This is a genomic window from Rhodococcus sp. ABRD24, assembly GCF_004328705.1.
Lineage (GTDB): Bacteria > Actinomycetota > Actinomycetes > Mycobacteriales > Mycobacteriaceae > Prescottella.
Map to the genome: position 1 here is coordinate 473,689 of NZ_CP035319.1, position 14,408 is coordinate 488,096.

Consider the following 14,408-nt stretch of genomic DNA (forward strand, 5'->3'; position numbering starts at 1 on the left):
TCAGCCCCCGAGCGCGGCGAGATACTCGCTGTAGAACAAAGCCAGACCGATCGCGGACGCGATCGCGGCCAGCAACCAGAATCTGATGATCACCTGAGTCTCGGCCCAGCCACCCAGCTCGAAGTGATGGTGGAACGGCGCCATCCGAAACACCCGGCGGCGGCTCGACCGGAAGACCGCGACCTGGATGACGACGGAGGTGGCCTCCGCGACGAAAAGCGCGCCGATGACGACCATCAGCAGTTCGGTGCGGGTGGTGATGGACAGGCCGGCGAGCATGCCGCCGAGTGCGAGCGAACCGGTGTCACCCATGAAGATCTTCGCGGGCGCGGCATTCCACCACAGGAAGCCGATGCACGCAGCGGCGCCGGCAGCGCACAGCAGCGCCAGGTCCAGCGGATCACGGACGTCGTAGCAGCCCTTCGACGGGCCGATGCTCCCCGGCCCGGTGCACGCGTTGCGGTACTGCCAGAACGTGATGATCACGTATGCGCCGAGCACGAGGCTCATCGAACCGGCCGCGAGACCGTCCAGGCCGTCGGTGAGGTTCACCGCATTCGACCACGCACTGACCAGCAAGTAGCAGAAAAGGATGAAGACGATCGAGCCCATGCTGACGGTGGCGATGTCACGCACGTAGGACAGGTGCACGCTACCGGGGGTGAGATCGCTGCCGCCGCGGAACTGCAGGGCCAGGATGCCGAAGGCGACCGCGGCCACGAGCTGCCCTACGAGCTTCGCGGTCTTGTTCAGGCCGAGGTTGCGCTGCTTGCGAATCTTGATGAAGTCGTCGAGAAAGCCGACACCGCCGAGAGCGGTCGCCAGGCCGAGGACCAGCAGACCGGAGGCCGACGGGCCCTCCGCGTCGTAGCCGATACCGATGAGGTGCGAACCCCAGTACCCAGCCCACAGGCCGGCCAGGATGGCGACGCCACCCATCGTCGGGGTCCCACGTTTGGCCTGGTGGCTGGCCGGACCCTCCACGCGGATCTCCTGGCCGAAGCCCTGTCGCGAGAAGATCTTGATCAGTACGGGCGTCAGCAGGATGGACACCGCGAGTGCGATTCCCGCGGCGAAGAGAATCTGTCTCACTGGGACGCCTCCGAACGAGTGACCGGTCCCGCCAGGACAGCGTCCGCGACCTCCCACAGCCCGATCGACTGCGAGGCCTTCACCAGCACCAGGTCACCGGATTCGAGTTCCTGCTCCAGCAGCGCGATCGCAGCCGCGCTGTCGGGCACGTGAACCGCCTCGTCACCCCAAGAACCTTCCATTACTGCTCCCTGGTACATCGCGCGGACAGATCGGCCGGCTCCGACGAGGATCAGCTTGGTTACGTCCAGGCGCACCGCGAACCGTCCGATCGCATCGTGCTCGACCACTGATTCTGGACCCAGTTCAGCCATTTCGCCGAGGACTGCCCAACTCCGGCGTGCCGCACCACGATCGGAACGTGCCATCGACACCAGCGCCTTGATGGCCGCGCGCATCGAATCCGGGTTCGCGTTGTACGAGTCGTTGACGACGGTGACTCCGTCGGCCCGGTCCCGGACGTCCATCCGGCGGGCCGAGACCGGCGTCGCATCCCTGAGAGCCGCGGCGATCTGCTCGAGCGTCGCCCCGCATTCGAGCGCGACGGCAACAGCGGCGAGAGCGTTGCCTATCTGATGTTCGCCGTGCACGGCCAGCGTCACCGGAACGCTGCCGGCGGCGCAGGTCAGCGTGAAGCTGGCCCGGGCCTGATCGTCGAGCTGGACATCGGTGGCCCGGACGTCCGCGCGGCCAGACTGCCCCACCAGCACGACGCGAGCCTGTGTCCGCTGCGCCATCGCCGCCACCAGCGGATCGTCCGCGTTGAGCACCGCGACACCACCGTCCGCCGCGGCCGGAAGCGACGCCGGCAGCTCACCCTTGGTCTCGGCGATCGCCTCGCGGGAACCGAACTCGCCGAGGTGGGCGGTGCCGACGTTGAGCACTACGCCGATCCGCGGCGGTGCGGTCTGCGCGAGCGCAGCAATGTGTCCCCGTCCCCGCGCGGACATCTCCAGCACGAGAAAACGTGTATCGGTGTCGGCCCGCAGTGCGGTCCACGGATGCCCGAGCTCGTTGTTGAACGACCCGGGCGGAGCCACGACGGAACCGAGCGGGGTCAACACCGCGGCAAGCAGGTCCTTGGTCGACGTCTTCCCCGACGAGCCGGTGACGCCGACAACGGTCAGACCCGCCTCGGCTGTCAGCCGGTCCACGCTGACGCGGGCTAGCTTCGCGAGCGCCTCGAGCACCGCCGCACCCGAGCCGTCCGTGTCATGTTCGAGCGCCAGGGCACCGCTCCCGGAAGAACCGAGTGGCTCGACGACGATCGCCGGCACGCCCACCGGCCGGGCAGCGAGGACCGCAACGGCACCGGCGGCGACGGCCGCCGCGGCGTGGTCGTGACCATCCACGTTCGCACCGGGCAGCGCAAGAAAGAGTCCGCCGGGGGTGATCTTGCGGGAATCGAACTCCACCGTTCCCGAGACGGTGGCCGACGGATTGTCGACGTCGTGCAGCGTCCCGCCGACCGCCTGAGCGATCTGAGCGAGCGTCATCGGGATCATGCGTTTCCTCCGTGTGCGCGGTTCGGTGCGATCCGTTCGATCGCCTCGCCGAGAACCTCGCGGTCGTCGAATGGGTACTTCACCCCGTGGATCTCCTGGCCGGTCTCATGACCCTTCCCCGCCACCAGGATCACATCTCCGGGCTCGGCCCAGGCCACCGCCGCGGCGATCGCCTCCCCTCGATCGCCGATCTCGCGGACCTCACCGCGTTCCGACGACGGCACTGCCAGGGCGCCCTCGATCAGCGCGCCCCGGATCGTGGCCGGATCCTCGCTTCGCGGGTTGTCGTCGGTGACGACGAGCAGGTCCGCGCCGCGGGCTCCCGCCTCCCCCATCAGGATCCGTTTGCCGCTGTCCCGGTCGCCGCCCGCGCCGACCACTACCGCGATCCGGCCCTGCGGCTCGCCGCCCATCCGGCCCTGCAGCTGTCCGCGCAACGTCGCGATCACCGCCTCGAGAGCGGCCGGCTTGTGGGCGTAGTCGACGACGGCCAGGAAGTCCTGCCCCCGATCGACCCGCTGCACCCGTCCGGGCACGTCGACCTGCGCGATGCCAGCGAGGGCAGCATCGACGTCGGCTCCGGCCACAGCGCAGACCGCCACCGCCAGCGTCGCGTTGGCGACGTTGTAGTGGCCGGGCAACCGCAGCGTCACGGCGTGATCGGTGCCGCCCGGAGCAGTGAGCGTGAACGTTTGGGTGCCGGAATCGGTGGCTCTCGCCGGACCCGCCGCCCAGTCGCCCGGCGTGGACGTCGCGACCGTGACGACGGCCGCCGGGTCGCCCGGGTGGGCGCCACGGGCGATGTCCGCCATCCGGACACCCCATTCGTCGTCGATGCACACGACGGCGCGCTCGGCGCGAACGGTGGAATCAGCGGCGAACAGCCTGCTCTTCGCCGTGAAGTAGTCGTCGAGATCGCGGTGGAAGTCCAGGTGATCCTGGGACAGGTTCGTGAACGCACCGATCGCGAACCTGACGCCGTCGACACGGCCCAGGGAAAGCGCGTGGCTGGAGACCTCCATGACGACGGTGTCGATCCCCTGCTCGAGCATCACGGCGAACAGCGCATGCAGTTGGGGTGCCTCCGGCGTCGTCAGTGCGCTCGGCACCCGATGCCCGGACATCCGGGTCTCGATGGTCCCCACGAGACCGACAGTGCGTCCCGCCGCAACCAGTCCGGCCTCGACGAGGTAAGACGTCGTGGTCTTGCCCGAGGTGCCGGTGATACCGATGACCTGCATCTGCTCGGACGGGCGCCCGTAGATCGTCGCCGACACCTCGCCGAGCACGCGGCGCGGCTCGGGATGGACCAGAACCGGCAGCACCGCACCCTCGCGCACCTGCCGGGCGGCCGACTCCAACCCGAGCTCATCGGTGAGCACCGCCGCTGCACCGGCCTGCACGGCTGTCCCGACGAACTCCGCGCCGTGCGCGCGGGCTCCAGGAAGGGCCGCGAACAGGTCGCCTGCCTGCACCGCCTGCGCCCGCAGTTCCACGCCCGTCACCGCAGCCGCGCGCGACTGTTGCCGCGACGCCGCTGAACCCAGCCACTCGATCCGCGCGCCGATTCGGGCTGCGAGGTCCGTCAGCTCCGTCACGGGCGGATGCGTCGGGCGGAGACCGCGCCCCGGCGCCGCGCCCGGTGTGGATTGCTGCGGACTCGGATGCACAGGTGGTGAATCCTCTCAAGCTCGTGTAACGGGTTTCGTGTGTCGGCACGCACACTCGGTCGTGGAGATCCTCAGGGAAGAAGATCGACGTGTCAGATTACCGGCGCCGCCACCGCGCGCACGACCCACCACGTCCAAGTGCACGCCGGGTACGTGGGAATCGTCACCTGGAAAGGCGGGCGTCGGTCCCTACGGGGTCAATCTGCCTGGAGCACCAGCCGCCGACCCGGGTCCGGGGACAGCGGGACGCTGTCACGCTGCAGAAGCCACGATGCGATGTTGTGGAACAGCGGTGCCGCCGACTGCCCGCCACCACCGTCGATACCGCGCACCGGCGCATCGAGCATGATCCCGATGACGTAGCGCGGATCGTCGGCGGGAGCGATGCCCGCGAACGTGATCCAGTAGTTCGAGTTCGAGTAGCACTTGCACGCCGGATCCACCTGCTGCGCGGTACCGGTCTTGCCGCTGATCTGATAGCCCTCCACCGCAGCCTGCGGACCCGTACCCTGCTGGTATCCCATCGGGTCCTTCTGCGTGACGGAACGGAACATGTCGCGGACGGTCTTGGCCGTCTCCTCGCTCACGACCCGAACGGACTCGGGACGCTCGGTATCGGTGCGTGTACCGTCAGCGGCCACCGTCGACTTGACGATCCGCGGGGCAATTCGTTCACCATCGTTCGCAATCGCCTGGTAGATCCCGGTCATCTGCAGCAATGTCATCGACAGGCCCTGACCGATCGGCAGGTTCGCGAAGGTACCGCCGGACCACTGGTCCCGGTCGGGCACGTTGCCGGGGCTCTCGCCCGGCAACCCGACATCGGTGCGTTGGCCGAGCCCGAATCGGTGCAGCATGTCCGCGAAGCGGTCCTCGCCGACCCGTTGAGCGAGCATCAGGGTCCCGACGTTCGACGACTTCCCGAAGACGCCGGTGGAGGTATACGGCGCGACGCCATGCGCCCACGCATCCTTGACCGACACTCCGGCCATCTGGATGGTGCCGGGGACCTGTAGCACCTCTTCCGGTGTGGTCAGTCCGTACTCGATCGCGGCGGCCGCGGTGACGATCTTGTTCACCGAACCCGGCTCGAACGGCGAGCTGACCGGCAGGTTGCCCATCTGCGCCGTACGTGGGTTGTTGCCGACGCCGATCGCCGGATTGAACGTCCCATCGTTCGACATCGCGAGAACTTCGCTGGTCTTCGCGTCCATGACCATCGCGGACGCATTCTTCGCACCGGAGAGGTCCTTGGCCTGCTGGACCTGCTGCTGCAGGTAGTACTGCAGGTCGGCATCGATCGTGAGCTCGACAGTCGAACCGTCCACAGCCGGTTGTTTGTCCCGCTCGCTACCGGGAATCACGGCACCGTCCGAGCCCCGGTCGTGCGTTTCGGAACCGTCCGTGCCGGCGAGCGTCGAATCGAGCGAGTCCTCGAGGCCGAGCAGTCCGTGCCCGTCCCATCCGGTCGCGCCGACGATGTTCGCGGCGAGGGAACCACCGGGATACTCGCGGATGTCCTGGCGTTCGAGGCCGACTTCGGGGAACTCGTCCGCGATGTCGGCGGCCACCGCCGGGTCGACGCTGCGCGCCAGGTAGACGAATGTTTTCTCGCTCTCCAGCTTGGCCAGGAGGTCACTCTCGGGGGCGTCCTCACCGAGCCGGCCGTGGATCCCCTTGGCGATTTCCTTCAGCCGCGTCGGGACATTCGGCTCGTCCGGGTCCTTGGCGTGAAGTTCCTCGATGTTCTTGCGTTCACGCACCGGCTGGAAGGTCAGCGCCTTCGCGCCGAGCGTGTAGGCCAACTTGTTGCCGTTGCGGTCCAGGATCGCGCCGCGCACGGCCGGATGAACCACGGTCGTCGTGCGCTGGCTGGCCGCTTCCGCCGACAACCGCGGGGCGTCGATGCCCTGGACCCACAGCAGCTGCACCGCGGTGAGGCCGAGGGCGACGAGCATTATCGCCCTGCCGTACCTGAGCCGGAACCCGAACGATTCGGTGCTGCGCGAAGGCGGCTTGCGTCCTCGCGCGGACCCCCGTCCTGTTCTCGGATGCGGAGGTACCGGCCCGCGGCGGCGTGGAGCAGGAGTGCGTCCACTCACTGCCGACCACCAGGCGAAGGCTGCGTGATGACGGTCACAGGAGTCAATTGTCCCTCCCGCGCCTGGATCCGGCCGTCATTGACGGGCTGCGGCGTGGTGGGTGCCGGTGCGGGTGTCTGGGGAGAAGAATTCGGCGTTGCAGGTACCGGCGCCGCAGGGCGGGAACCTGCCGGAGGTCGCGCTGCCGTGGGAGCAGGGGTGGGCGCAGGCGTCCGGTCGAGTGGAGGCACCGGTTTGCCCTCGGCAGGCTTCGGTGTCCCGACCACCTGCACACTGCCGTCCGTAGACATCACCAGACGCGCCGGATCCTTCGCCGGAATCAGCCCCAGTTTGGCCGCCTCCGCCGCAAGGATCGGCGCCGAACTACCCGCCGCCACTTGACGCTGGTACGCCGCCTTCTGCTCACGCAGCGTCTGATTGTGCGAGCGCGCTGCGCTGAGCTGGTACGAGTCCTCCGCGGATCGCGTTGTCAACAACAGGGTGGCCGCCAGGCCGAGGCAGAGCAAACCGATGATGGTGGCCACGAAAGGAATTCGCGCCACGATCACCTTCGAGGAATAGGCCGCGGAGGTTACCGAGACGACCGGTGACGTGGTATCCCCGGTAACAACCGAGGCCCGGTGCTGGCGACGTTCATATGCCCGTTGAGCTGCAGTGGATCGCCGAACGCGCGCACCGTCGGCACCGGCGGAAGGCACCTGAACCGTCATGACGTCGTCCTCCTCGCGATTCTTTCCGCAGCGCGCAAGCGCACGGGAGCCGATCTCGGGTTTTCCTCTATCTCTTGCTCGGATGCGCGCTCCGCGCCGCGGGTGAGGATCCGGAATTCCGGCCCCATGCCCGGTAACTCGACGGGAAGCCCCTCCGGGGTCTTCGACTTCGCGCGCGGAGCGAGTTCCTGTTTGACGACTCGATCCTCGAGAGACTGATACGACATGAACACCACACGCCCACCGACCGCCAATGCGTCGAGTGCGGCAGGGACGGCCGCGCGCAGCGAGTCGAGCTCGCTGTTCACCTCGATACGCAGCGCCTGGAAGGTCCGCTTGGCGGGGTGGCCGCCGGTGCGCCGAGTAGCTGCCGGAATGGCGTCGTAGATGAGCTCGACTAGTGCCGCGCTGGTCGTGAACGGTTGCTTTTCACGACGGCGCACGACCTCGGAAGCGATGCGTCCGGCGAACCGCTCCTCGCCGTACGTGCTCAGGATGCGGGCCAGGTCGCCATGACTGTAGGTATTGAGCACCTCCGCGGCGGTGAGGCCGGCCGTCGGATCCATGCGCATGTCGAGCGGAGCGTCGACCGAGTATGCAAAACCGCGGTCCGCCTCGTCGAGCTGCATCGACGACACACCCAGATCGAAGAGGATGCCGTGGACCGTCCCGGTGGAAGCGAGCCCGGCCTGGTCCAGCGCGTCGACGATGCCGTCATAGCGGGTGTGCACGAACGTGGTGCGGTCCGTGTAGGGCGCCAGCCGCTCGGATGCGATGCGCAGTGCGTTGGGATCTCGGTCCAGCCCGATCAGATGCAGCCCCGGGTAGGTACGCAGGAAGTGCTCGGAGTGTCCACCGAGGCCGAGGGTCGCGTCGATCATGACCGCGCCCTCACCCCGCGGGTTGTCGCGCGTCAGCGCCGGCCCGAGCAGTTCATCAGCGCGGTGCAGCAGCACCGGGACATGACCGAAGCCGCCGGGGACGGACTGGGTGTCGTCCTCGCCGTCGACCATGGTTCCTCCGGCTCCTTCTAGGGTGCGGTGCTGGCACTCTTACGTGTCGTTCAAAGGCCGGAAGTCAGTGGTTCTACGTGCTGGCGTCGGACCTGTCCTGCAACGAAACTCGCGAACTGCACTTCTTCCGGGAGGCGAATGCCTCGAGGTCCCTGTCCGATCGGGGAACCTGACACTGGGGAAGTGCGTCAGGTTCCCGGTGGCGCACCTGACACTGGGGAAGTGCGTCAGGGTCGCGCTTCGGGCAGAGGCCTCGCGGCACTCGCCAATGGCGTCCGGTGGGCTAGAAGATCCCCTCGAGCGCCTCATCTCTGGCTTGCGAGTAGCTTTCTTCGTTCTCCGCGAGGTAGGTATCCCAGGCTTGGGCGTCCCATATCTCGAGGAAGTCGACTGATCCGATCACCACACAGTCCTTGGACAGGCCCGCATAGCGACGATGATCGGCGGACAGCGATATCCGCCCTTGCGCATCAGGATGCTGTTCGTCGGTACCCGACGCGAGTCCACGCACGAAGGCGCGCGCCTGCGGGTTGCTCCGGGATGCCGCCGCAGCGCGACGTGCGAGAGCAGTGAACTCGTCGCGCGGATACACCGCAAGGCTGTGGTCCTGACCCTTCGTGACCATCAAACCTCCCGCCAGTGCATCCCGAAACTTGGCCGGCAGCGTGAGCCGCCCTTTGTCGTCGAGCTTCGGCGTGTAGGTACCGAGAAACATCTCGACACCTCCCGCCGCGCTCCGTTGTGGCGAACGTGTGGACCGACGCCCGGTGGCGCGGCCCTGCATTCATGCGGGTCGCATCCGCGATCCGCTGTACACCACAATACCCCACTTCCCTCCACTGCGAGTCCAAAGAACGCACGAATTTGACAAGTGGCCGCCAATAACCGCAGTTCGCAAGCGTGGAGTGGAGTGGGGGAACTTTCGGGACGTGATCGCAAACACCCGCCGTGCCACCGAGTAGGACCTCGCGTTGGTACGCGACCGCATACAGATGGCCAGGTGGGACGGGGTGTGCGTCACGCAGAACACATCGGCCGAGACTGTTCACCGAACGAGTGGGGCACGGTGGGGAAGACAGTGGGGCGCGGTGGGGGCCACCGCTATCCGGACCGGGGAACATGAAGGCAGTCTTCGTCGGCACCGAAAGACAGCGATGGCGCGACACCAGAGGTGCCGCGCCATCGCTGTGTTCGATCGAGTTGGTTACTCCTGCTCGAATCTCTTCCGGAACCGGTCTTCCATCCGAGACGAGAATCCGCCACCGGACTTCTTACCCCCATGGGACTTGCGGGAATGCGATCCCCGCGAGCCCGACCCTTCGGCCGGCGGCGAATTGTCGCCGTCGGGAACTGCCGCGAGATGCGGCTTTCCCCCACCCAGGAGGAAGAGCACGCCGGCACCGAACATGACTACGAAGCCGACGAGACTGATGATCGGGAAGTCGCCCAGCTTGACTGGAAGCGCGACACCCGCGATCAGGAGGACGAGGCCCAGAACAAATAGGGCCACCGCCTGCAATCGACGTTTACTGGAAACCGCACGTATGCGACCGCCTCTTACTGTGGAGGCGAACTTGGGATCCTCGGCGTAGAGCGCGCTCTCGATCTGGTCGAGCATGCGCTGCTCGTGCTCGGAGAGTGGCACGGTCCCTCCCCCGGCACTGGTAGCGGCACCTTCCCCGCGGTGCGGGGAGGTGGGTAACCGACTGGCGGCTACCTGAATTCAATAATACGAGCACAGCCCGCCCCAGACCACCTACTCCACCGACGAGTTGTCATCGATTCGGCGGCGATCCAGTGATGTAACGGGTCTCTGCAGCCTCCAAGCAGCCTCCAACGTGTCCGGAATCACCCGAGCCGGGCAATCCCGACTACCCTCGAGCCCGATTCGGTGGACCGCATGCGCCGAGGAAATCCTCCACAGCGATGAGGAATCTCCCCGCCTCGGCATAGAACCCGTCAGCCTCCGCTTCCGCGACGGTCCGCGTGAGACCCGAATCGATCGCAGCCCGCAGGGCCGAGTACCCGGCGAAGTAGTCCGCCCATTCCGCGAACTCGGGTGCCGCACCCGCCATCAGCACCCACGCATTGCGCGACCGAGGACGGCGTGCACTGGCCCGCGCACCGGCAGTCGCCTCCGCGGCAGCGAGCACGGCAGCCGACCCGCGGAGCGCACCGAGATACGCACAACGGAAACGCTCGGCCGCATCCGGCGCACCCACCGCCTCGGCGAGGAGTCCATCGGCACGACGGAGCAGAGTCCTCGCACGGAGCGGCGCGGCGGCAGGACCTGCCACCGGGACACAGCGGGACGGCCCCATCGGCCCGGACATCGAGACCTGCCCCCGCCCTGGCACTACCGTCGGCTTGACCTTCGACATGACTTCGAGCACCTCCCACCGGTCCGAAGCTCAGAGCCGGCGATCCGGCGAGGTTCGCTTCCCTCGAACATCACCGGATCGCCGATATCGAACACGCGTTCGACATATTCAATATAGCTGGCCCCACCGACACGTCGTCAAGAGAGAGAAGAGGGTGAGCCCACGCATGGACTCGAACCCCGACGCGAACCCGGACTCCGTGCCGGTCATCGCAGACCTGTCGGCAGCGGAGATGCGCGCCCGGCTGTCCGAGGCGCTGTCTATCTACGTTGCCGCGATGGGGTACCCCCGCGGCACGGAGCACCACCGGGCACCGATGTGGGCCGAACACACCCGGCGACCGGGCTGGCGGGCGGTCGGCGCCGTTCTCCCCGACCCCGCAGCCGCACCCGACCGTCCCTCCCCCCTGGTCGCCATCGCGTACGGCTACCGCGGCGCCCCCGACCAGTGGTGGCAGCAGCAGGTCCGGCGCGGAATGCAGGCGGCGGGCTGGAGGCGCCAGCAGATCGACCACATCCTCGGCAACTACTTCGAACTCACCGAACTCCACGTCCATCCGAGCGCCCAGGGTCATCGGCTCGGTGAGCAGATGCTGCGGCGACTGCTCGCTGACCGCCCGGAACGCGGTGTGCTGTTGTCCACCCCCGAGGTGGCCGACGAGAGCAATCGCGCGTGGCGCCTGTATCGGCGAACCGGTTTCCAGGACGTCGTCCGCAGCTTCACCTTCGCCGGCGATCAGCGACCGTTCGCGGTCCTGGGCAGGGGGCTACCACTGTGATTGACGCTGTCGTGATCGGCTCGGGCCACAACGCACTGGTGTCGGCCTGCTACCTCGCGAAGGCCGGATGGTCGGTCGAAGTCCTCGAACGCGATACGGTCCTCGGCGGCGCGGTTTCGACCGTCGAACGATTCCCGGGGCACAAAGTGGACCGCGGCTCCTCGGCACACATCATGATCCGGCACACCGGCATCATCGAGGAGCTCGACCTCGCCGCTCACGGCCTGCGCTACATCGACTGCGACCCGTGGGCGTTCGCGCCTGCTCCCCCGGGTTCGGATCGTCCGGGAATCGTCTTCCACCGCAATCTCGATCGCACATGCCGGTCCGTCGAGGAGTCCTGCGGACCCGCCGACGCGGCTGCCTACCGGCGCTTCGTCGAGACGTGGGGCCCACGCACCACCCGTGTGATGCGCGCCTTCTCCGCGCCACCGACCGGCGGTCATCTCCTGCGTTCGTTCTGGGGACTCGACACCGGAGGCGGCGGCAGCGAACTGTCCCGAGAGTTCCTCACGTCCGGCGACGCCCTGCTGGACGAGTATTTCGACAGCGAACCACTCAAGGCCGCACTCGCATGGTTCGGCGCGCAATCCGGGCCGCCGATGTCCGAACCGGGAACAGCACCGATGGTGGGCTTCGCGGCACTGATGCACACGCTGCCGCCGGGCCGCGCGGTCGGTGGCAGTGGCGCGCTCACCGCAGCACTGGCCTCCCGGCTGACCGCCGACGGCGCCTCCGTGACGCTCGGGGACGGGGCCGTCGAACTGCACCGCGACGAGGACGGCTGGACGGTGGTGACCGAGTCCGGGCGCCGGGTTCGCGCCCGCAGTGTCATCGCCGGCTGCCACGTGCTGACCACCCTCGACCTGCTCGAACGCGGCGGCTACGACCGGGCGGTACTAGGCGGCTGGCGGCGGCGCATTCGAGTCGGCCCCGGTATCGGCATGGTGCTGCGATTGGGGACGGACGCGCTGCCGTCCTACCCGAGTGCGCCGTCGAGCGCTGACGCGACGTCGGGTCTGCAGCTACTGGTCTCGGATCGGGCGCAGCTACGGCTCGCGCAGGGGGCCGCGCTGGCCGGTGAGCTGCCGCCCGAACCTGCGGTGCTCGCGATGAGTTTCAGCGGGATCGACCCCACCATCTCCCCGCCCGGCGAACACCAGGTGACGCTGTGGTCGCAGTGGCACCCGTACGCGCTGTCCGGCTGCCGGAGCTGGGACGCGCTGGGCGCGAGCGAGGCCGACCGCATCGTCGCGGGCGTCGACGCGCTCGCACCCGGGTTCGCCGAGAGCATCCGGCACCGGCACGTGCAGACGCCTGCCGACATCGAGCGGGAGATGGGACTGATCGGTGGCAACGTGATGCACGTGGAGATGTCGCTGGACCAGATGATGCTGTGGCGCCCGATCCCGGAACTGTCGGGGCATCGGGTGCCGGACGCGGACACCCTCTATCTCACGGGCGCGTCGACGCACCCCGGTGGTGGGGTTTCCGGAGCGAGCGGACGCAGCGCCGCACGAATCGCGCTGGCCGACGCTCGCGGCGGGCGGATCCGGCGAGCGCTGCGCAGGACCTTCCGATGAGAGCGCCGGTCCTGCGGGCGTCGGCGGTGATCGCGATCGCCGCCGTCGCTGCCCAGATCGTCTACCCCCTGGTGAACGGCGAGGCGCGGGATGCCGTCACCGTCGCGGTAGTCGCCCTCCTCGCGGCTGCATCGGTCACCCACGCCGTCGCCGTTCGCGGGGTCCGCTGGGCGACCGGGATGGTGCTGATCACCGCCGGAATCGGGCTGCTGTCAGAGATTCTCGGGACCGCGACGGGTATGCCGTACGGCTGTTACGACTACGCCGTCGGCCGCCTCGGGTGGTCGATCGCCGATGTGCCATTGGTGGTGCCCTTCGCGTGGACGGCGGGGTTCTATCCGGTGTGGTGCGTCGCGACCCGGCTGGCGCGCGGGCCCACGGGCCGGATCGCGCTGACCACCGTCGGCGTCGTGGGGTGGGACCTGTTCCTGGACCCGCAGATGGTCGCGGACGGCCAGTGGGCCTGGTGCGTTGCGGATGCCGGACTGCCGGGCATCGCCCACATCCCGCTCACCAACTATGCCGGCTGGGTGCTGGTCGCTGCGGTGATGGCCGTTCTGCTGGAGATCGTCGACCGGCGCGGGCTCGGACCGAAGCCGCCGCCCAGCCGCGACGGCGTGCCCACCGCGCTGTTCCTGTGGACGTGGCTCGGCTCGGCGCTGGCTCACGCGGTGTTCCTCGACGCACCCGAACTGCGGTACTCGGCGGTGTACGGATTCCTCGCTATGGGTGTGCTGGGGGTGCCGCTGGTCGTGCATCTGGGGGCACGGCTGGTACGCACCGACCAGTCCGAACCGGACAACACCCCTACCGCCTGACACGAATACCAGTGACTGGCACGATGATCGCTGTGCAACCGTCCAGAACCACGCCCTCCCGTGCCCGCATCCGCCTGCTCTCGACCGCAGCCCTCGCGCTGCTGCTCGTGCCGATGCTTGCCGGGTGCCTGCGGGTGCAGGTCTCGATGGGCGTGTCGGCGGATGACAAGGTGTCCGGACAGATCGTCGCGGCAACCGTCCCCAAGGAAGACAACGACAAGGGCCCGCAGCTGACGCCGCCGAGTTCGCTGGCCAACCGAATCCGCGTGCAGGAGTATCAGAAAGACGGGTATGTCGGCACCCAGGCGTTCTTCAGCGGCCTGTCGTTCGGCGATGTACAGCAGATCGGTGCCATGGCCGGGCAGACGGACGGCGCCCTGCAATTGACGCTGCGGCGGGCCGGTGATCTGGTGAGTCTCGACGGCCGGATCGACCTGGAAAACGTCCCGGCGCAGGGCACCGATGTCCAGTTCACGATCGCGTTCCCGGCGCGGATCGCGACAACCAACGGCACCCGCGAGGGCGAGTCGACCGTGACGTGGAAGCTGCCCGCCGGAGAGATCAGCACGTTGCGCGCCGAGGTTCGATATGCCGACCCCAGCACCCGCAGCTTCGCCGGATGGGCGGGCATGGCCGCCGGGGTCACGATCGGCATCGCGGCGATCGTCGGGGTCATGGCGTGGGCCACCCGGAACCGGACCGCACCGCCCGGTCCCCGTCAGGATGGGGCCCTCGAAACGACATCGACGCCGTGAG

At 68.0% G+C, this 14,408-nt stretch carries 13 protein-coding genes; 4 read left to right on the forward strand and 9 right to left on the reverse strand.

What is annotated here, in order from left to right:
• The 9 genes from mraY to ERC79_RS02015 all read right to left on the reverse strand — a co-directional run bounded on the left by mraY (position 1) and on the right by ERC79_RS02015 (position 10,473).
• On the reverse strand, positions 1–1,092 hold the full coding sequence (mraY, locus tag ERC79_RS01975; RefSeq protein ID WP_131575278.1) for a phospho-N-acetylmuramoyl-pentapeptide-transferase: 1,092 nt from the start codon (positions 1,090–1,092) through the stop codon (positions 1–3).
• The gene (gene murF, locus ERC79_RS01980) at positions 1,089–2,597 is read right to left on the reverse strand and encodes a UDP-N-acetylmuramoyl-tripeptide--D-alanyl-D-alanine ligase (RefSeq protein WP_131575280.1); all 1,509 of its coding nucleotides are present in this window, start codon (positions 2,595–2,597) and stop codon (positions 1,089–1,091) included. Before murF ends, mraY begins: the two co-directional genes overlap by 4 nt.
• Positions 2,594–4,267 (reverse strand): UDP-N-acetylmuramoyl-L-alanyl-D-glutamate--2,6-diaminopimelate ligase, encoded by a 1,674-nt coding sequence (locus ERC79_RS01985; RefSeq protein ID WP_131575282.1) that lies wholly within the window; start codon positions 4,265–4,267, stop codon positions 2,594–2,596. Before ERC79_RS01985 ends, murF begins: the two co-directional genes overlap by 4 nt.
• Positions 4,268–4,464: 197 nt before the next feature.
• Positions 4,465–6,369: a penicillin-binding protein 2 gene (locus tag ERC79_RS01990; RefSeq protein WP_242676722.1), complete on the reverse strand. Its 1,905-nt coding sequence runs from the start codon at positions 6,367–6,369 to the stop codon at positions 4,465–4,467.
• A complete protein-coding gene (locus tag ERC79_RS01995) occupies positions 6,366–6,911 on the reverse strand; it encodes a hypothetical protein (RefSeq protein ID WP_242676723.1) in 546 nt (181 codons plus the stop codon). Before ERC79_RS01995 ends, ERC79_RS01990 begins: the two co-directional genes overlap by 4 nt.
• A gap of 164 nt (positions 6,912–7,075) precedes the next feature.
• Complete coding sequence (rsmH, locus tag ERC79_RS02000) at positions 7,076–8,092, reverse strand: 16S rRNA (cytosine(1402)-N(4))-methyltransferase RsmH (RefSeq protein ID WP_131575287.1); 1,017 nt, start codon at positions 8,090–8,092, stop codon at positions 7,076–7,078.
• Positions 8,093–8,375: 283 nt separating this feature from the next.
• Positions 8,376–8,807, reverse strand: coding sequence for a division/cell wall cluster transcriptional repressor MraZ (gene mraZ, locus ERC79_RS02005; RefSeq protein WP_131575289.1), 432 nt, complete (start codon positions 8,805–8,807; stop codon positions 8,376–8,378).
• A 489-nt stretch (positions 8,808–9,296) separates the two neighbouring features.
• Complete coding sequence (locus tag ERC79_RS02010; protein ID WP_131575291.1) at positions 9,297–9,737, reverse strand: DUF3040 domain-containing protein; 441 nt, start codon at positions 9,735–9,737, stop codon at positions 9,297–9,299.
• A gap of 226 nt (positions 9,738–9,963) precedes the next feature.
• Positions 9,964–10,473, reverse strand: coding sequence for an SAV_6107 family HEPN domain-containing protein (locus ERC79_RS02015; protein WP_242676724.1), 510 nt, complete (start codon positions 10,471–10,473; stop codon positions 9,964–9,966).
• Positions 10,474–10,639: 166 nt separating this feature from the next.
• Here ERC79_RS02015 and ERC79_RS02020 point away from each other — a divergent pair, with 166 nt between their 5' ends.
• From ERC79_RS02020 to ERC79_RS02035, 4 genes are read left to right on the forward strand one after another with little or no spacing between them, the layout of a single operon-like run.
• Positions 10,640–11,251 (forward strand): GNAT family N-acetyltransferase, encoded by a 612-nt coding sequence (locus ERC79_RS02020; protein WP_131575293.1) that lies wholly within the window; start codon positions 10,640–10,642, stop codon positions 11,249–11,251.
• The gene (locus tag ERC79_RS02025) at positions 11,248–12,834 is read left to right on the forward strand and encodes an NAD(P)/FAD-dependent oxidoreductase (RefSeq protein WP_131575295.1); all 1,587 of its coding nucleotides are present in this window, start codon (positions 11,248–11,250) and stop codon (positions 12,832–12,834) included. Before ERC79_RS02020 ends, ERC79_RS02025 begins: the two co-directional genes overlap by 4 nt.
• Positions 12,831–13,652 carry a carotenoid biosynthesis protein gene (locus tag ERC79_RS02030; protein WP_131575297.1) on the forward strand — a complete coding sequence of 274 codons (822 nt, stop codon included), beginning with the start codon at positions 12,831–12,833 and terminating at the stop codon, positions 13,650–13,652. The genes ERC79_RS02025 and ERC79_RS02030 overlap by 4 nt, the downstream gene beginning before the upstream one ends.
• A 23-nt stretch (positions 13,653–13,675) precedes the next feature.
• On the forward strand, positions 13,676–14,407 hold the full coding sequence (locus ERC79_RS02035; RefSeq protein ID WP_131575299.1) for a DUF3153 domain-containing protein: 732 nt from the start codon (positions 13,676–13,678) through the stop codon (positions 14,405–14,407).
• Position 14,408: the final 1 nt, after the last annotated feature.